This window comes from Patescibacteria group bacterium (genome assembly GCA_038064855.1).
Taxonomy (GTDB): domain Bacteria; phylum Patescibacteriota; class Minisyncoccia; order Ryanbacterales; family GWA2-47-10b; genus SICQ01.
The window spans coordinates 209,693-229,444 of record JBBTSE010000007.1; the positions used below are offsets into that span (position 1 = coordinate 209,693).

Here is a 19,752-nt window from a genome sequence, read left to right on the forward strand (position 1 = left end):
CACTTTTGGGAAGATCTTATTTTACAACAATGATATTTGGCGGTACGCGTCCTGCAAGCGCCTCGATGATGTTGTTTGCGGCTGTCTCAGCCATTTTTTGACGCGTCTCGATAGTAGCTGACGCGATGTGCGGGGTCAGTAGGACATTTTCGAGCTCAAAGAACAGTGGATCAATCTTTGGTTCTTTTTCATAGACATCGAGTGCTGCGCCTGCAATCGTTTTCTCACGAAGCGCCCGATAGAGAGCTTCTTCTTCGACGATGGGCCCGCGCGCCGTATTGATGAGAAACGCAGTTTTTTTCATCATTTTAAACCGAGCATCGTTCATGAGATGTTGGGTGGATTCGAGAAGTGGCACATGAATGCTGACAAAATCAGCCTTGGGAAGAAGCTCTTCAACCGTTGGCGCAAAAGTGGCGCCATAGTCTTTTTCAAACTGTTCGTTGCGCTTTACATCATAGTAAATAATCTTCATCTCAAAGCCACGGACGGCATGATGAGCAACGCGCGCGCCGATGCGCCCCAGCCCCACAATGCCCAAGGTTTTACCAAAGACATCAGTGCCCAAGAGCAACATTGGCCCCCACGCTTTATAGAGTCCCTTGCGCATAAAGCGATCGCCCTCACTCATACGGTGCGCAAGCGCAACGATGAGACCAAAGGTATGCTCGGCAACTGTTTCGGTAAGTACATCGGGAGTATTGGTGATATACATGCTCCGATCGCGTGCCGCCTGTAAGTTAATATTGTCAAAGCCAACCGCAAAGTTTGCGAAGATCTTACATTGCTTGCCGGCCGCATTAAATACTTCCTCATCTATCTTATTAGTTAAGAGCGACAAAACGGCGTTATATTCTTTGCCAGTGAGTGCCGCTACCAATTCTTCTTTGGTGAGCGGTCCATCTTTTTCACTCACCGTCACCTCATAACCCTGCTTTTGAAGATTAAGAATCCCCCTGTCAGGTATCTTTTCTGTAATAAATACTTTTGTAGCCATAATAAATATATCTTACACTCTTCCGCCACTTCCGAAAAGGTCAATATGCAGTAATACCACTTTTTTTACCTCGGCAATTTCCGGCGCCATAATCTTATAAAGCGCGTATTCGTCTTTTTCTTCTTCAAGTTCTTTTCGAAGCGTATCAACAAACGCTACACGCAAGTCGGTCGAAATATGAATATTTGAAATGCCCACTGTAATCGCCTCCTTGATTTGATCGTGCGGCACACCCGAGCCACCGTGAAGTACAAACGCTGTGTCAGGCAAAAGTGCGCGGATACGCGCGATGCGTGGGATATCCAAATGTGGCTCATTGAGGGCAATACCGTGGATACTGCCAACCGCGGGAGCCAAACGATTTACCCCCGTCTCGCGGACAAATCGCGCGGCATCATCAGGATTTGCAAGACTCTCGGGCGGTACCTCAATGGCGCTTTTATACACCTTTGAAGAATCCGTCATAAGATAGCCAATCTCGCCCTCGACCGATATGGCTTCATTTTTTGCCCGCGCGTGATCTACCACTTCTTTTGTTTTGCGAAGATTATCTTCAAGCGACTCTTTTGACAGGTCGATATGAATAGAATCATATCCAGCGTCAATCGCCGCCTTTGCCTTCTCGACAGATTTTGTATGATCCGCGTTGAGATAAAATGGCATCTGATATTCATCGCGATAACTCTTGATGAGTGCGACAGCTTGCTCAAGCCCGATAAACTCGCGCTCGCCCTCAGAGGTACCTATCATGACGGGTGAGCGTTTTTCCACACACGCCTCAATGATTGCTTTGAGCATTTCGAGATTTGGCACATTGAAATGCGGCACTGCCCAGTGTTCGTGCGTTGCGCGCGCCAATATTTCTTTGAGTGGTGGAATCATGAAAGTTTTGCAAATTCTTTGGGTTTATAATCAGCCGGCGCCTCTACTAGATACTTTTCAAGCTGTGACCGGCGCAACAGTCCTTCCTGTGCACCTACATACTGAACAACGGACATCGAATTGATAGGCCCCCATCGCATGGCGTCTTCGAGCGTAAGACCGAGTGTAAGCGCGGATGTAAAAGTAGAAGAGAACGCGTCCCCCGCCCCCGTGCGCTCAAAGGGTGGCTTGGGATCGGGATAGGGGCGCATATACCAAATCGTTGTGCCGTCAGAAGTGTACGCGCCCTTCGGACCATCAGTGATCACGACAAGCTTGGGACCTAGGTGATGCATGCCACGCACAAGATTGGTGATGTCATTATCCGTTGTCTCTAAAATACGCATTGCTTCCTCTCGATTACAGAAAAAAAGTTCGGTGCGCTTATACAGATCGCGCAATCGGTGTGTGCCAAGCTTTATCTGAAAGGTACCCGGCTGAAACGCGAGCTTTACATCAGGATGTTGGCGCATATAAGTAGAGACATCATCATGAAACTGATCTGCGTGCTCACCTACCGAGCTAAAGTAAATCCATTTTGGATCGCCCATAACTGGCAGATGATAGGTGTATCGTTCGTGTTTTATCAAAATCGTACGATCATCTTTGTACCAAAGTACATAATGATAGTTTGACGCGACTCCTTGATTGCGATGCACAAATGACGCATCGACATCTTCTTTTTTAAGTTGGGTGATAATATCATCACCAGCGCGATCATCACCGATATTACTTACAAATGTAGTTGAAAGACCGAGGCGTGCGGCCGCAACCGCAGCATTGGCACTGTTGCCAACCGCAGGAATAATATGCGCCCGTTCAAAAGGGATCTTGTCACCGTAGCCGAGCGACAGCTTGCCATCTCTCACTTCGGCGTTGGCATCAGCAATACGAATAAACGCATCGGTGACAACATCGCCTATCGCTACAAAATCATACCTCATCATTATATGCTAGATCGATTCATAACTTTTTGGGCCGCGGCGACAATATGTGAGACACCCATACCAAAGTGCTCGATGAGCTCGTTCTTCTCTCCGGACTCACCAAAGCGATTTTGTACACCAATAAATTCTATAGGCACAGGGCATTCGCGCGCGGCGAGCTCCGCGACCACTGACCCCAACCCTCCTGCCACTTGATGCTCTTCTACCGTGACTACGCGGCGCGCCGCACGGATAGCATCTAAAATAGTTTTTTCATCGAGTGGTTTTATCGTATGACAATTAATCACGCGCACTTTTTTTCCGGATTTTTCAAGCTCGCCCGCAGCCAACAGCGCATTGTGCGCAAGCGGTCCTGTAGCAATGATGAGAACATCGCACGCCGTTGGATCAGAATCAAAAAATATTTCTGCTTTGCCAATGGCAAAGGGAGTCGCGGCGGTAGTAAAAATAGGACTTTTTTCTCGATGGAGGCGTAAATAAAGAGGTTTGCGCAATACTGCTGCCGCTAATATTGCTTTTTTTGCCTCGATCATATCGCAAGGTGATACAACCGTCATGCCCGGCAACACACGCATGATCGCCATATCTTCAACGGCTTGGTGTGTGGCGCCATCAGGGCCTACCGAAACCCCTGCGTGCGAGCCGACGATGATAACCGACTGTTCGTTGTAGCAAATAGTAGTACGAATCTGCTCCCAATTGCGCCCGGGACTAAACATCGCATACGAAGAGATGACGGGAAGCTTACCAAGAGCAGCCATGCCAGCGGCGACCCCCGCTAAATTTTGCTCTGCTACACCAATCTCGATAAAGCGCGTGGGATATTTTTTCTTGAATGGCAAGATCATGGTTGATTCAGTAAGGTCGGCGCAAAGCGCTACGATACTCGGATCTTTGTCACCCGCTTCTACCAGGCCTTCGCCAAAACCAGCGCGCGTGGGCTTTTGCTCGAGTTTTTTAATATCGAGAGTGTCGGTATGCAATTGTGCGCCTGAAAATATCATTGGGTTTCTTGTGCTTCTACTGCGTTATGCTCTTGAAGACTTTTAAGTAATAAATCTTGCTGTTCTTGCTGTCTTGCTGTGATGCGATCAATATCGCCAATAATGTGATTCATCTGTACGACAGTCGCTATCGCGACGATTACTGCGAGAATGCCTACTGCGGCCAATCGATACTCGCTCTTGCGTGTGGTAACATCTTGGCTACTCATGCTCGCCTTTGATCCGACCTCTGAGTGTACGAAGCTCATGAAGGGCTTCAGCCGCCTGTTTATCGGCGGGCACTGTATCGGTAGGACCTTTACCGGGAGGGTTACCGTGCCATTCAAAACGCCGCTCCATAAAATCAACTCCCTTACCCGGAATAGTATGCGCGATAATCATCTTTGGCTTTTCATAAATAGCTTTTGCCTCGCTAACCGCGTTTACAATCTCTTCTATGTTATGCCCATCGACATCGATGACATGCCAACCAAATGATTCGTATTTTTCACGCAACGGTTCAAGCGGCATAATATCTTCGGTAAAACCGTCTATCTGAATATTGTTGCGATCAATAATACCAATCAGATTCCAAAGCTGTTCGCGACCCGCGAGCATGATAGCTTCCCACACAATACCGCAATCTTGCTCGCCATCACCCATCAGCGCGTATACAAAGTTAGTCTTTTTATCCATACGAAGTGCGAGCGCCATGCCGACTGCTTGTGAGATACCCGTACCCAGTGGTCCGGAACTCGCCTCGATGCCGGGCAATTTTGTGCGATGCGGATGACCTTGCAGTCGTGAGCCAAATTTACGCAAGGTTTTTAATTCTTCTACCGGAAAATATCCCGCGTGCGCCATTGTCGCGTACTGTACGGGACAAATATGACCATTGGAAAGTATGACAAAATCACGCTCGGGAAGCGCTGGATTTTTAGGGTCGTGACGGAGGAGATGAAAGTAAAGAGCGGTAAAAACATCAGCCATACCCAAAGGCCCCGCTGAGTGACCCGAGCCAGCAGCGACGAGCATCTCGATGATCGACTGACGAATGTCATTCGCCTTGATCTCGAGTTCGGCTACTTTTTTATCATCTACATAATTCATTGTGCAATTATTGGTTGAAAATCTGCATTGAACTTGATGGGTATTGCTTCAAAATCATCGATACGCTTATTCTTGATGGTCACCTCAAACATCAAAGCCTCTTTTGTTTCGGATGAAAACGCCTGATCAAAAACAAAGTTGCCAAGACTGTAGGCGATAACGCCATTGCGATACTGTTCGATCTCTTGGGCGACATGCGGATGATGCCCGATAATGACTGACGCGCCAGCATCTATCGCAGCGCGCGCCAAATCTTGTTGGACACGACGCGAGTGAGTCTCGTACTCTTCGCCAAAATGAAACGATACTATTAGTATATCAACCTTCTCTCGCACCTGTCGAACAGCCGTCTTTACAACCTCAACATCAGCAATCGCGATACCAGAGAGTGTGTCGCCCGCCTGCATCCAAGTCGGCCCCACATCGGAAAAACCCAAGAAACCAAGCTTAGTACCGCCTCGTTCAATAACCGTCACATCATATGCTTCTTTTTTATTCCATCCGGCTCCTGTGTATTCAATACCTGCACGGCGCAAACGACGCATGGTATCTTCCATCGCCCCACGACCATAATCCCCCATATGATTGTTAGCGAGCGATACGATATCAAACCCTACATCATAGAGCGCCTTCGTCACCGCGGGGTCCATGCGAAACGAGTAAATCGAGCCCTGCTTGCTACCCACATCCGATATCGGACCTTCAAGATTGCCAAACGCGAGATCGGCACTGCGCAATTTTTCAGTGATGTGTTCAAACGGGAAAAGATAGTCGCCACGATGTTTCTCAACAGTCGCGCGGATGCCTCTATCCATCATAATATCGCCAGTAAAAAGAAGCTTGATGGACTCATCTTTGCGTATATCGGAGACGATGGGAGCTGCGGCAGCTGGCTTCTCGTCAGACAAACTACCGTACACAAAGTTTGCTTTTACCCATGTGACGAGTTTGCGCACATCTTGCTCTTGATCGTTTGATCCGAGTACTACTACCGCGATATCGCGCGTGGCAAATTCTGATACCGGCAAGCGAAAGAGTGCAACCATCGTTTTACCTGCCGCACTCGTATAGCCTACTTTGCCACCCAAAAATTCATCATCAACACTATGCCAGTTAAAATTGTACCAGATATGTTCTTTTTTATTGGTCTCAAGTTTTGCCGTACGCTGACGAGAAAGTGTGAGCAGTGGTGATCGTTCGTCACGTATATATTTGATAAGATACGCGAGCTCTTCAGCTGTTGATTGATTGGTGAGCTCGAGACCTGATGGGTCAGAAAAATGGGTATTGGTAAGTTGTAGCGCCTCAGCTTTCTTATTCATCAACTCAACGAAGTGTCCTCTGCCGGTGATATCGGCAAGCGCATAGGCCGCATCATTTGAAGAAGAAAGAAGGAGAGGAGCTAAAAGTTGTTTTGCCGTGAACACCTCCCCGACAGTCAAGCTGCCAGAATCGCCATGGATATCAACATCTTTTTTATTAATGACAATATCTCTCTCTTGATTGATAGCTTCGAGCGAAACGACTGCTGTCATCAGTTTTGTGATCGACGCGATCGAACGCCGTTCGGATCTATTTTTCTCAAGAAATACATAATTGCTATCGATATCCGCTACGACATATGCCGCAGCCGACAACGAAGGTGGGCGCGTATTGCGAAGCGCAATATATCCGCGTTCACCTACAACCGACGGTGTATCTTCGCTGACGATAATTGGCGTTTGGTGACTTACAAAATCATAGACTGTTTTAGAATCTTCAGTCTTCAGACGAATACACCCGCCTGAAAAACCTTCTGGCACCGGATCCCCCGATGCGTAGGTAGGCCAACCGTGAATAAAAAAGTTCCCAAAAAAACTTATACTATGCGGCATCCACACTTGTCCAATCGATGAAAAATGATTTTCTTCTTTGGTAAGCGCACGGTATTCTCCCGTAGGAGTTTCCCAGAAAGATCCCGGTTTGCCTTTTGAAATAATCGGCACCTCAGTAATTTTTAAACCATTTTCATAGAGCGCGAGCGTCATCGAAGCAAGATCCGCATGCACCGCTCTCCCCGTCTCGGGAATACGCGGTTTGCGCGCAGATAGGGGTTGGTAAAAAAACTCCTCGCCCGTAGAGGCGCGAAGCGGATCGAGACTGCTTACCAGTTTATTATTTGCCAGTTCGCGAGCAAAAAGACTCCCTTCAAAATAATCGGCTGCCACAAAACCGAGCATGCCGATGAGCACGCCCAAGAGCACCGCCGTGCTAACGCGAAAAAACATTTTAGAATAAAGGCTATATAACATCGCCTCTCAGTCTTTCAAAAGATTCGACAAAAGGCAAGTCGCCCGCAAAAAGCGCTGAACCCGCGACGAGATATGATGCTCCTGCATGTGCGCAAGTCTTTGCGATACCAATCTTGATACCTCCATCAACTTCGATAGGTAGGTGAGGAGCGCGCTCACGCAAAAAAGCGATTTTCTCTAATGTCTTTTGATCAAAACCCTGCCCCGAAGGACCAGGGGATACTGCGAGTATCTGAAAAAGCTGCACATCATCGGCATACGGCAATAAAAGATCAGGTGCGGTGGGTGGGGCGACTGCAAGTCCTGCCTCTTTGCCCGCGTCACGAATCATGCGGATCATGCGCCGCGGGTCTTCTGCCTCTTCTATATGAAAGATAAGACGCGCCATAGGTGTCTTGAGCCACTCGACCATCTTAGCCATGGGATTGGTAACCATGAGATGAATCTCGATAGACACGGGTGAAGTAAAACCAAAAAACTCTTTTGCATCATGCCACACGGTATCTGGCGTCCATGTGCCGTCAGCTACATCAATATGAACCCAGCGAGCATATTTTTCTGCCGTACGGATTCGCTCTTTAACTTCGGCAAATGTCCGCACATTGATTGCAGGGACAATCTCCGTCATATGTGTTTGCTATCAATATCGCCGATGCGTCGTACATGACGCTCATCGGCAGAAAAGGGAGTCCCAAGCCACAACGATACTGCGGCCTTCGCATCATCTATAGAGAGAAAACGAGCACCGAGTGACAATACATTGGCGTCGTTGTGCTCGCGTGAGAGTTTGATGATATCGAGTGAACCACCATAGTACACTACCGCGCGTACACCAGTACGGCGATTTGCCACAATCGCCTCACCCTGCCCCGAGCCACCAAATAAAACTGCTCTCGATGCGGAGTCTTTGCTCACCGCGAGCGCGGCTTTATGCATAAACGCAGGATAGTCATCAGCTGCGTCGTATGAAACAGCTCCGCAGTCGATTATCTCATGACCAGCTACGACAAGCATGTGCGCGATAGCTTCTTTATGACTAAAGCCCGCGTGATCTGATGCGAGATAAATTTTCATATATTATGAGAGTGATTCACCGGCACGCTGTACATGACGCACGAGGGTGTGTACATACCCCCACTCGTTGTCATACCACGACAAAACTTTGACGAGTTTGCCATCGACAACACGCGTAAACTTTGTATCAATGATAGCGCCATACGACTCGCCGATAATATCTGAAGACACAAGCTCGTCGTCACTGACTTTTAAGATACCTTCCCAACGAGGCTCTGTTGCGGCTTTGCGTAAAATATTATTGATTTCATCTACAGTCACCGCACGCTTTGCCACAAAAGTGATGTCAGAGACAGAACCGGCGGGTACCGGCACACGAAGCGCGATGCCATCAAACTTACCTGTGAGACTCGGCACAACGCGAGTAATCGCAATCGCGGCACCCGTCGTCGAGGGTACGATATTTTGTGCGGCCGCACGCCCCCTGCGCCAATCCTTACCGTCAGGGCCGTCAACGATGCGCTGAGTAGCGGTATAAGCGTGTACGGTAGACAGCATGGCGTGTTCAATCCCAGGATTTTCGGAAAGTATCGCCATCACAGGCGATACGGAATTGGTCGTACATGATCCATTTGATGAGATAGTGATTGATTTAAGATCGATCTCATTGATACCACTCAATACTGTTTTGGCATCAGCGCTATCATTGTCCTTTGCAGGTGCCGTAATAACTACGCGTTTTGCACCAGCCGCTAGATGTGGCCGCACTTTTTCAAATGATTCGAAAAGCCCCGTCGATTCAACTACCACATCAACACCGATAGCTTTCCACGGCAAATGCGCTATCTCGCGCTCTTGGACAAACTGGATGACGATACCATCAATCGTGATTGTTTTCTTGACGGTATCCGCCCTTACTTCATGATGCCATTTGCCATAAACCGTATCATGAGCGAGCAAATAGGCGAGATTGTCGACATCACCCAAATCATTGATCGCGACAATATCAATATTTTTGACGCCAAATGCCTGACGCAAAAAGAGACGCCCGATTCTACCAAAACCATTGATTGCAATTCTCATAGATTTATTTTGTTTCCCCAGTACGCTGAAGATACGCATGTGCTGAGAGTGCGGCCTTGACTGCGTCACCGGCAGAAACATTGTTTTGTTTATATAATGCATCAGTCACATCGCCTGCCGCCCAAATACCTTCGCGTGAGGTAGCCGCCGTACGATGATCGATGATGACTTCACCAAATTTGTTGAGTGTCAGTAAATCTTTAACCATCTCCGAATTCGGCACCGCGCCAATTTCAACAAAGACGCCGCCAACGGGCAAGCGCCGTTTCTCGCTCGATACTTTGTCTTGATATTCAAGCTCGGCTACAAATTTGCCATCACGATCACCATGAACAGCAATGGTTTGCGCGTTGAAAATAACCTCGACACCTGCTTTATGTACTTTTTCTTGGGTGACCGGATCGCCCTTGAGCACGGTGCCGTACTCGAGTAAGTAAATCTTTTTTGCATAGGGCACCAAATCTAGAGCGGCTTCCAACCCTGCGTTGCCACCGCCGACAACTGCCACATCCTTACCACCAAAGAGCGGCGCGTCGCAGGTAGAACAATACGCGACACCTTTACCGTTAAATTCTTCTTCCCCAGGAATGCCGAGCTTGCGCCTGCGTGAGCCAGAACCAAGAACAACAGCTTTTGCCTTATGAGTGATACCACCGTCGGTGAGTACCGCAAAGGTCTTATCGGGCTCTTGCGTGACAAGTTTCGCACGATCACCCGTCACAATCGTGACAGATTCTTGGGCGCGCACATGCCCTTCAAGATTTTGTGCTAAATCGTAACCGGAAATATTTTTTGTGCCAATCCAATTTTGAACATCAGCCGATACTTCGGATTGCCCCCCGAATGTTTCTGTGATAAGTAAGATTGAAAGTTTTTTTCGAGCAGCGTAGACCCCTGCCGCAACGCCGGCCGGTCCACCACCAATTATAACAAGATCATACATGTGCGCATTGTATCACGCGTATATGAACGGTCAAAGGAAAAACGCCTACTCTACAAGACTTTTGAGCTCCTCGTAGGAGGCCTCGCCGCAAATCCACTTGCTTGTCGCTGGATTGATGAAAAATGGTACACCACCACAATGACCCTTGTCGTAGGTATGAAGCTTTTCGATATTTTCTTTTTGATGCCAGACCTCCAGAGATTCTACCGCAACACCTTCTTTGCGCAGTCGCTCGACGAGTGGCTTCATAGCCTCGCAATGCGAGCATTCAAGACCGTAAAATTCGAGAATCATTAGTTTATCGCTCTTGGTAGCCTGAAGTCCCCTCACCTACAACCACCAAAAGTGGGTCAGGTTTTGTGACCGTCACGCCATTTATTGTTGCCGAACCGGTTACTTTCATTACATAGCGATTTGGCGGGATGTTAACGCGCCGCAATTTAAGTCGTACCTCAGACACACCATCTGCGCTGATGATAACCGGAAGAGAAAACCTATTTGTACCATCGAGCACGGGAGTTACTTTGGACCCTGTCGACAAAGGATATGAAAGATCATCAGCCTCACCATCCCCCATATTATCAGGGAGACCGTCCGCATTTGCGTCGCCAGGATCATAAACTGGTGAATGATCGAGCGACATACCACCGATATTGAGTGTTACGATGCCTGCAAAACCCGCGACACTTTGTATTTTGACGACAATTTCATTGGAAAGCTGAAATGTACCAAACCGGAGATCCGCAAAATGATGAGGGTGCCACGGCTTACCTGATATACAAGTTAAATCATCGCTCGAAATATGATCGCACTGTAACGGGATATGAGTAATGGTAAAATCTCCGCCCGGGCCTACGGGCTCATCACCTTCGTTAGTGTCGTTTGGATCATAGGGTTTTGTCGGATCACCATCGACATGACACCCCGCGTCATCTTCGTCGACATCGCCATCAGGATCATCATTGTCAAGACCGTCAGAACATTGCGGGAGATACTTAATAACCACATGCGTAATTTCATTATTGACAATATCAATGCCGTCAATAAAATACGCGAGCCATGGCACGGAATACGTCATGCGTGTAAATGTCGCCGGATCACAAGGTATCGTTAATCGAGCATACCGGCAGACTCCAGCGAACAAAGTATATCCGTTGACCGGCGTTGTAAACGCGGCTGTAGGGAAATCGCTATTGCCTGGATTTAACCCTTCAAACCGCGCTGGGTTTCTTTGCTGTCCTTCTGTGTCAGTACCTATGAAAGCATCAGTTATTTCAGTAAAAAGATTACCGTTTCTATCAATGCGCTTAATATAGATATCTCCCCCGCTAATAATGCCAGCGCCTGTGTCAAACACACGATATCCGGTCACCAATATATCTGATCGTCTTTCGTCAAACGCGGGTGGCTGTAATGGATCGCCTTGACTTGAGCGACCGGCCACCGTCCATACATATTTGCGGTTGACGCGGAGATTTACCGTGCGACTACGATCATCGGCCGGTGATGCGATAGCCTTTCCGTTAAAAGGTTCTCCACCAAGACTGCTACTAAAATCGGCCGTATACTTAGCACACTCGATACTGAGGCTGTAATCGCCGTCTACAACACAACCGCTATCAGAATCGAGATCATCACCATTGCTGTCAAACTCATCGGTAATATCGCCAACATACAAACGATAGTGTGATTGTGTCCCGCCCGCATCGTCGGCGAACTCCCAACGGAAAGTAACGGGCATAACACTGGCGGAGCTGCCATCGAAGGGAACGGTGCTTCGTGCAGTATTTACTATTTCATTCTCATCAGGAGCTTCGAGAGTTACCGTCGGTAAATCGCCTTCAGGATTGATACAAATATTTAAATCTTCATCGCATACAAGCCCGCCTCCGCAGGTATTGCCGCAACAAGCAGCACCGACTGTATCGCAGGGTGGAGGTGGGGGCGGAGGTGGTGGGTCGCCACCTGGGGTAAATGTCCACCAAAGTTTAATACGTGCACCTCCTCCGTCTTCGTACCAACGCAAACGCATACGTGTAGGACCGCCTGGCAATGTGACAGGTTCACTGGCGCGATCAACCAAATTTTGATCTTGCCACTCATTAATGACATTAGTCATGGTGCCTCCGATACCAACTGCAAACTTTACACCATCATCTGAAGTCACATGAAATGTATAAATGCCCGGCCTAAGATTGATCTCTCCTCTCCACACGCCTGATACGGTATTGATTTCTGTCGTACCGCCTACCGCGCCCGTACCCCAATCATGATCAATAACCGAAGGAAGCGCGCCTACTAGCGTCGTGGGCGTTGCAGCTATCAGAGACTCGTCTTCTTGACGCAATATTGGATCAGCGCCTGTAGGTGCCGCGGTCGTATCAAAATAGCAAACATGGAATTTGTTTGATGGGTAGACACTGTGCGTGCATGCCGAAGGCGGTGGAGGTGGAGGTACTGTGCCTACAGTAAATGTGCTCGTAACACAGTTGTTTGATTCGTTTAATTCCGTCACGGCTGAACCGGCATCAGCGCAAATACGATAGGTATGAGTACCCGCGACAGCCGTCCATACATCAACCCAAGATTCCTGTTCTGATGTGCCAGGAGAAAGACTGCTGGTATTGCGATTGATATTTACATCACAGACACCAATTGTGGAACTTCCCACATCAAGACAAAGCGAAGTTTGCGTGATTACCCCCGGCGCGGCAGTAGCGCTTGGCTGATTGCGTACAATCGCCGCGAAATCAACCAAATTACCAGAAAGTATCGTCGCCGGGTCAGTCCAATAATTTGTCACCTCCAAATCTGACCGCCCTGCTGACGGGGGTGGAGGCGGAGGTGGAGGTGGGAGTGGTGGAGGTAGTGGACATCCCCCCGGACGAGGCGAACACCATGGATCTGGCGAAGGACTAAATGGTCCATTGTAATTACCACATCGATCCCATGAATCACACCCGCACTGAGTCCCCAAGCCATCTTTATCGTAGGTGCCACCACTCGTTGAATTCCATGTATTAGAACATCCTGGTGCTGGCGGCGGAGGTGGGGGTGGAGGCGGAGGTGTGGCACCTCCAGTAATAGTAATAGAACCGATTGGGTTGTCTTGGAAACACGAGTTATCAAGCGGGAGAGCTGACGGTCCGACCTTACATTCATACGTATAGGTACCGGCTGTGGCAATGCCGCCATTGCATCGAAAACGTGCTGAGGTGCCGACAAAATCGATCCAACCACAATTAGGCGCGCCGGCCGTGACAGGAATAATACCCGTATCATTAGTGCCAACGGTATAGTTACAAAGGATATCAAACGTAGTGTTGCGCGCGATCGAAGTGATACTTGCACCAGCAGTATTGTAAAAACCGCTCGGCGGACGCGCAAAAGTGCGCGCATTGCATGAAGGTCCTGGTGGAGGCGGGAGTGGGGGTGGTGGAGTAACGCAAGATCCACCACTACACGATTGCCCAGCGCTACAACTGGAGGCGGCCTCCCAACACCATCTACCCGTAGTACTACGACACTGCTCTCTGCTCAAACCAGTCGTACAACGAAATTGATTTTGCTGTGTACCGCTACAATTTTTTGACGCGCCACCGGGACAGTTTGGTGGTGGAGGTGGAGGGCCTGCTATAGGGCAATTCACACCGAAAGAAATCCTATCGGAAACAAGATCGCCATTATTATTTAGAGCCTCGATCCAATAATTGGTGCGAATCGGCCAAAAATTATCTGAAGTTGAAACGATACCTCCGGGAGGATATGAATTTGAAAAATTGCCGCCAACGCTTGTCCATAGAGGCACTCCTTCCCATGTATTATTACCATTACTCCATCTGAACCGGCCTTGTTGAGCTACAAGAAATAGCCTACCCGATACATTAATAGTCTGACCGCAAGTATATGACGATCTATCGAGAGAGAGCTTCCCACAATTGACTGGGAAATGTACTTGATTTGACTCAACACCACCTACGCGAGCTTTAAACCAGCTCCCGTTGTTCCCGCTATCCGCCCACAAGGTATCAATGCTGGATCCTGTAAAACTCCAACTACCGCTGCCATTAGTTGTACCGGGAAATTCTGTCCATCCTACGGGCGCCTGTTGGGCTGTATCCCAGCTTAATTCTACTTTCGCATTGGGCGCTCCACCGCTTATACTCGCGACAATACGGTCGCCACACACAAAGTGTGGCGGGAGAGTGCCTGATTGACCACTAATACTGAGCAAAGGGGCCGCAAACGCAAAACTCGGCAACATAAAAAGCCCAAAAACAATTAGTGAGATCTGTATAAATATATTAGAGCGGCCAGTCAGCATAGATGATAGTATCGGCAATTTGCGTGCCTTGCTTAAAATAAACACCAATATATAAACCTTCGGAAATATTGGCGAGTGCACCTGTTTCTTCTGGACGCTCTGCGTCGCGTTTCTTGCCCCTACGATATACATACTTTGTGGACGCGTCGAGTGTCATTGCTTGTTTTATTGATTTTTTATCTCCCGGCATGATTATGGCATATGCCTTAGATTTATCGACTTGCCATCTATCGAGGAGACCCGAGACATCCGGATTGCGATCTTGAGTCTTTTCTTTATCTGCCCCACGCATGAGGAGAAAAAAAACGCCCACCACGAGAGCGATGACTACAATACCTACAATGATAGGCAGTGGTTTGCGACTTGATTCTATTTGAGTAGTTTCTATATCCATAGTGTATTTAGATTTCAATATACCCAGGCGTCCCTTCACCAATGATGAGCACGAGCGTATCTTCTTTATTTGGCACGCCTGGCATACTGTACTGCAATGTGATGATATATCGCCCGGGCTGAATATTGCGCCTTCGCACTTTAAAGTCGGCCTCACCAGAACCGTTTGTTATGACGACAATCCTAGAAAATCTGTTAACGCCATCCAAGACAGGGGTAATCTTCGTCGAAAGCGGTAAAGAAGTCTCGTTGGTTATGCTGCCGTCACCATATTGTGTTTCGCTTATATACGGCACTCTGTCTTCATAAAGACCTGTTACTGTAACTGTAACTTGAGCATTTTCCAATCCCTCGGTACCCGTAAATTTAAGCCTTGTAAGACTTGAGAGATCGGCATTTCCCATCGTGATATCAGGCCCAAAATGGTCGTCATGTACGCCTTCTTCTGGCCAGAAAGGATTGTGACTAAAACTAAAGTTGGGGGGTGGAAGAGGCTCATCTACAGAGAAATCAATGACCGCTTCACTACTCTCATCACCAAATTCGTTTTCACACCTGACATAATATATATACGAGCTACCATCAGTCAGCCCCGACACAGGGGCTGTATGATGTAAACCATCAGGGGACGAGTTAAATGTCCTCGTCATATCATCATAATCAGTATTTGCCACAGTCGAGAAACGGCAGGTGGCACTCATATTAGTATCGGCCTGGAGTATCGCATCCGTAGTTCCAATAGCTTGAGGCCCATCAGGCAACAGGCCTGAAATCTGCGGCGCTTGGGTTTCAATGGTCACACCACAGTATTCAGGAGAACCGGGGGCCTCATTTGGATCACAGACGGATGGGTGTCCGCAGTAAAGCGGTGACCCCGCGGCTGCAGTGAGGTCGCAAAATTTAATCCAACCCAAACCATTCTCTCTATCGGTAGGGACTGCCGCAGTAGGACTTCCCCCACCCCAGATGTGCCCAAGAAGTCTTTGGGCGATTTGCGATACGCCATAGACAATAGGATTGCTGTCTGACATCTTGATCCAACCGTCCCAGTTATCAGTGCGCGTGGCGCTCACGCAGTCTTTATAGTAGGTGCCCGAGCACGCGCGCGCCCAGCCAGTCATGGTGCCATTTGCAAGTCGCGCAGGAGTAAATGGAGCTTCTGGCGCGTCAGAAATATTTATAGGATCAAACTGAACCCAACCAATATTTGCAGACCATGCTTCTCCTTGTAAGTATCCCGTATCGCTATCAACCTGTACTTTATAATTGCTCGTGCCACAGGTTCCTTGATCTTCGCAGTTCATCGCGAGCCAACCAATATTGGGAGACCAACCATGGCCATGTAAATCAAAAAGTATCGAAGATGCTGGTGGAGGGGGCGGAGCAACAGGAGGCGGTGGTCCAGCTGGTGGTGGCGGGGGTGGTGGTGGGCCTACTGGCGGAGGAGGCGGCGTTATCACCTCCACACATTTTTGGAGCACATCCTGACCGCCAACCACGCTTGCGCGCCAAGTACCCCATGAGGTGTCAACAGTCCTTGGACCAAAACCATTAAATGGGCTACCCGATCCCAAACTGGCGCATGTAGCATTACATAGCAAACTAGTATGTATCCACGGACTCCATGTACCTTCACTTATATACTTTGCCTTGTGTAAATATCCGTCGAGACCGCTAATAAAGAGCCACAGCTCTCCACTAATCGTAACAAGTTTTGGCCGTCCAGCCGTCATACCATTGTTGACTTGATACCAATCAACGAGCGTATTATTTTCCCATTCTTTTACATAAACCCTACTATCACTACCCCACATAGCGACTATGAGACGCTCATCACCAAACGGAAGCTTTGCAACCGCAGGATTTCTACCAATATTTGGCGTACCGCCAATTGATATATCAGGACCCCACGAAGTAGCGCATGAAGCCTCAGCTACAGTTGGCGGTTCTGGCGTTTGAGTGACTGTTACTGACTGTGTACATGCCTGACCAAACCAGTCGTCTGGGGCGCTAGGGGTAGCGCCAACCATATCTACCATCGTCCAGCCATACATAGGAAATGGCGTACCTGATATATTATTGTAATTACCTGCGGCAAATGGAGCAGTTACATTAAATGCCCAAGTGGCCGTTTGCTCGGCAGACACTGGACTAGTCGGCAACACAAGCCGTTCAGGAGACCATTTGCTTGGTGGCAATGGTGCAATAGACGCATCATACGCGACAAGGCTATAATTTTCCGCTGATGTCCAAGTCTTGGTACCAGTATTTTTCATTTGCACTGTCGTCCAAAAAGTAGTGCCGGCCTCTACAGGAGTCGGGGCACTTATGCTGACACATTGAGAATTGTTTGTTGGCGGGGGTGGAGGAGGAGGTGAACAGTTAATAATATTACTTGCTAAGCCCGACAGTGGAAGAGTTAGGTTGGTACCCGGTGGAGTGTTGATGGGACGAGCGGAGAGTGTATGTGACACGCCATCTTTGAGTGAGACCGGAATAGTCCATTCAAATCTATGATTTGGCGTACTACCGCACGCAGTGTTCACACCTGCTTCCGATGTAATATTTGCCGTAACAGCATCTAAGTATGTCGAACCCTCATAAATATGAACCTGCAGTCCCGTACTCCATGCGTCGGGATCACAAGTCCAACCCTTTAACTTGTCACAACTTGCAACTCCGTCATTGAAACCGATGGGATTTTGGTTGACGACTGGAGGCGCGGCATCCCATTGCACGGTCGCCTCGCCACAATACTGCGCAGAACCATTGAGATATACATGGTTGAGCACCGCCCCATATTCAGGAGTTCCAGTAAGATGATGGTTGAGCTGTACGGTATAGCGCCAAGTACCACCATCTTGATTGGTCGCCGCAGGCCACGGCGAACCACCAATATCATTTTGCCCATTAAGATTTGTCCAATGTGGCACGCGCACATCCGAAGCCCCTGTGACACCGGAAATGATGACGTCATATGTTGCCGTAGGACCATATACCGTTGAGGCGGAAACGGAGACACCACTACACCCGAGACCGATTGGCGGGGGAACTGGCGCTGGAGGAGGTGGGGGTGGCGGAGGTCCTGGTGGTACACAGGTGCCACCACTACATACACCTGAGATGGGGCATGTATTCCCGCTACAGCATGCTTGTCCGGTGGCGCCACATGAACTGCCTACGCCCAAATTCGCTACGCAACTTCTTGAAACACCGCTGGGGGCATCAACACTCACATTACAACTGGCAGAGGAAAGAATATTGGTAAACGTTTGCCCGAAGACAGCCTGAAAGCTACCAGACTGGTTGATGCCGCCCGTACAACTCCATACAGAAAACGAATTTACATCCCACTCGGCAGTGGCGTTAAGTGTCGCAGATCCACCTGATGATATTGAAGATGGGGAAAAATTCGCCGAACAATTTGGACATTCGTCGCCGTAAAGCTGCATGGCGGGACCTGTTACAGCAGAACAAATATTACCGCTACCGCCAGCGCTAATACTACATGTCTTACTGATCACGGTATCTGGGGTAACAACCGAATATCCGTTGCAATCAAATTCCGCCTGCGTAGTGTTCACCCATCTGCCCCAAACACAGCCTGAGGGCGCGGGAATAGTATCGGACCCTACACCAAAATCACAACGCACTTTGTACCCAAGCGTATTACACCACGGGGTCGGATAAGAAATTTTTGTAGCATTGGATAAACTATTTGGATAAAAACCACTGGTTGCCGAATTGAATACCGCGGTATTGCATGATGGTGCTGGTGGAGGGGATGCGGCACAATTGAGCGCGGTTGCCTCTAAAATAGGCGCAGTATTAGCGCTACACCCGCCAGCATTACACGCGCGAACACGATAACGGTAAAGCGTACCTGAGGTCACACTCGTATTAAGATAAGTATTACTTGATACAGTAGCGTAGTATGATGGCGAACATCCGGCATTTGCGCACCTGGATACTTCATACTCGTCAGCCCCTGATGAAGCGCCCCAGTTGAGTCGCACGCGCGAGCTGGTACCCGAACACTGCGGCGTTACGGTCAGACCTGTAGGTGTTGGGGGTGCCGCAACTGCCGGCGGAACAACTTGTACAGTAATATAATCGGCGCCACGCTGATAGGTAGGTCCGAAGACATCTATGAGAACCCCTGAATTGTAGGTACCGACCGGCATATTTGAAGGAACACTCACAGTCAATGTTTTACTACAAGGTACCGCGCAACTGTAACTATTAAGTGTCGCGGAAGTACCCGATACGCCACCTTGTGTGTTCAAATAATTTGTCACAACCAAATTAGCGCCACCGTAACCACTGGGAGCAGCTGATACTGAGATGGAACCACTCGCTGAGCTTCCCTGTTCTACCGTGATCGTGCTCCCATTAACTGTCGTCTCAAGAAAATAAACCGTGGTGGGAGAAGAACATTCAACGAACACAGCGCAATATTTTACAGAATATTGCCCCGGCGCAGATGCAACGGCTTGCGGACCCGAAGAACCGGTAGACGGGGTAAATGACAATGTTCCGGGACCACTTACCTGCTCCCAATAGGTGCCGGCAACATTATTATTTGTAGACCCACTCAATTGGCCGGAGGTGCCATTAATGTTGTATGGCCCCCCTGCACTGATTGCAGCAAATGCGTACGATGGCGCTAAAAAGAGCGCGAATCCAAACGCGAGAGCTATAAATCTTTTTTGTAGGAATCTTGTAGAAATATTGCTGGGCATTGCA

General features: G+C 48.7%; 15 protein-coding genes. All 15 read right to left on the reverse strand.

The window, feature by feature from the left end; genetic code table 11:
* Positions 1 to 16 precede the first annotated feature (16 nt).
* Entirely contained in the window at positions 17 to 997 is a 981-nt protein-coding gene (locus tag AAB417_03260) for a D-glycerate dehydrogenase (GenBank protein MEK7631017.1), read from the reverse strand.
* A 12-nt stretch (positions 998 to 1,009) separates the two neighbouring features.
* Positions 1,010 to 1,879: a class II fructose-bisphosphate aldolase gene (locus AAB417_03265; GenBank protein MEK7631018.1), complete on the reverse strand. Its 870-nt coding sequence runs from the start codon at positions 1,877 to 1,879 to the stop codon at positions 1,010 to 1,012.
* A complete protein-coding gene (locus AAB417_03270; GenBank protein ID MEK7631019.1) occupies positions 1,876 to 2,865 on the reverse strand; it encodes a carbohydrate kinase family protein in 990 nt (329 codons plus the stop codon). The genes AAB417_03265 and AAB417_03270 overlap by 4 nt, the downstream gene beginning before the upstream one ends.
* Complete coding sequence (locus AAB417_03275; GenBank protein MEK7631020.1) at positions 2,865 to 3,869, reverse strand: transketolase C-terminal domain-containing protein; 1,005 nt, start codon at positions 3,867 to 3,869, stop codon at positions 2,865 to 2,867. The genes AAB417_03270 and AAB417_03275 overlap by 1 nt, the downstream gene beginning before the upstream one ends.
* Positions 3,866 to 4,078, reverse strand: coding sequence for a hypothetical protein (locus tag AAB417_03280; protein MEK7631021.1), 213 nt, complete (start codon positions 4,076 to 4,078; stop codon positions 3,866 to 3,868). Before AAB417_03280 ends, AAB417_03275 begins: the two co-directional genes overlap by 4 nt.
* Complete coding sequence (locus AAB417_03285) at positions 4,071 to 4,958, reverse strand: transketolase (GenBank protein ID MEK7631022.1); 888 nt, start codon at positions 4,956 to 4,958, stop codon at positions 4,071 to 4,073. The genes AAB417_03280 and AAB417_03285 overlap by 8 nt, the downstream gene beginning before the upstream one ends.
* Positions 4,955 to 7,225, reverse strand: a complete 2,271-nt coding sequence (locus tag AAB417_03290) for a CapA family protein (GenBank protein ID MEK7631023.1) — start codon at positions 7,223 to 7,225, stop codon at positions 4,955 to 4,957. Before AAB417_03290 ends, AAB417_03285 begins: the two co-directional genes overlap by 4 nt.
* A 13-nt stretch (positions 7,226 to 7,238) precedes the next feature.
* Complete coding sequence (locus AAB417_03295) at positions 7,239 to 7,877, reverse strand: hypothetical protein (protein MEK7631024.1); 639 nt, start codon at positions 7,875 to 7,877, stop codon at positions 7,239 to 7,241.
* Complete coding sequence (locus tag AAB417_03300; GenBank protein MEK7631025.1) at positions 7,874 to 8,323, reverse strand: RpiB/LacA/LacB family sugar-phosphate isomerase; 450 nt, start codon at positions 8,321 to 8,323, stop codon at positions 7,874 to 7,876. The genes AAB417_03295 and AAB417_03300 overlap by 4 nt, the downstream gene beginning before the upstream one ends.
* A 3-nt stretch (positions 8,324 to 8,326) precedes the next feature.
* Positions 8,327 to 9,346 carry a type I glyceraldehyde-3-phosphate dehydrogenase gene (gene gap, locus AAB417_03305; protein MEK7631026.1) on the reverse strand — a complete coding sequence of 340 codons (1,020 nt, stop codon included), beginning with the start codon at positions 9,344 to 9,346 and terminating at the stop codon, positions 8,327 to 8,329.
* Positions 9,347 to 9,350: 4 nt separating this feature from the next.
* Positions 9,351 to 10,289 carry an FAD-dependent oxidoreductase gene (locus tag AAB417_03310; GenBank protein ID MEK7631027.1) on the reverse strand — a complete coding sequence of 313 codons (939 nt, stop codon included), beginning with the start codon at positions 10,287 to 10,289 and terminating at the stop codon, positions 9,351 to 9,353.
* 45 nt (positions 10,290 to 10,334) lie between these two features.
* Complete coding sequence (locus AAB417_03315; protein MEK7631028.1) at positions 10,335 to 10,583, reverse strand: hypothetical protein; 249 nt, start codon at positions 10,581 to 10,583, stop codon at positions 10,335 to 10,337.
* 4 nt (positions 10,584 to 10,587) lie between these two features.
* A complete protein-coding gene (locus AAB417_03320; protein ID MEK7631029.1) occupies positions 10,588 to 14,097 on the reverse strand; it encodes a CARDB domain-containing protein in 3,510 nt (1,169 codons plus the stop codon).
* 496 nt (positions 14,098 to 14,593) lie between these two features.
* Complete coding sequence (locus AAB417_03325) at positions 14,594 to 15,007, reverse strand: hypothetical protein (protein ID MEK7631030.1); 414 nt, start codon at positions 15,005 to 15,007, stop codon at positions 14,594 to 14,596.
* A 7-nt stretch (positions 15,008 to 15,014) separates the two neighbouring features.
* Entirely contained in the window at positions 15,015 to 19,748 is a 4,734-nt protein-coding gene (locus AAB417_03330; GenBank protein ID MEK7631031.1) for a GBS Bsp-like repeat-containing protein, read from the reverse strand.
* Between the last annotated feature and the right edge of the window lie 4 nt (positions 19,749 to 19,752).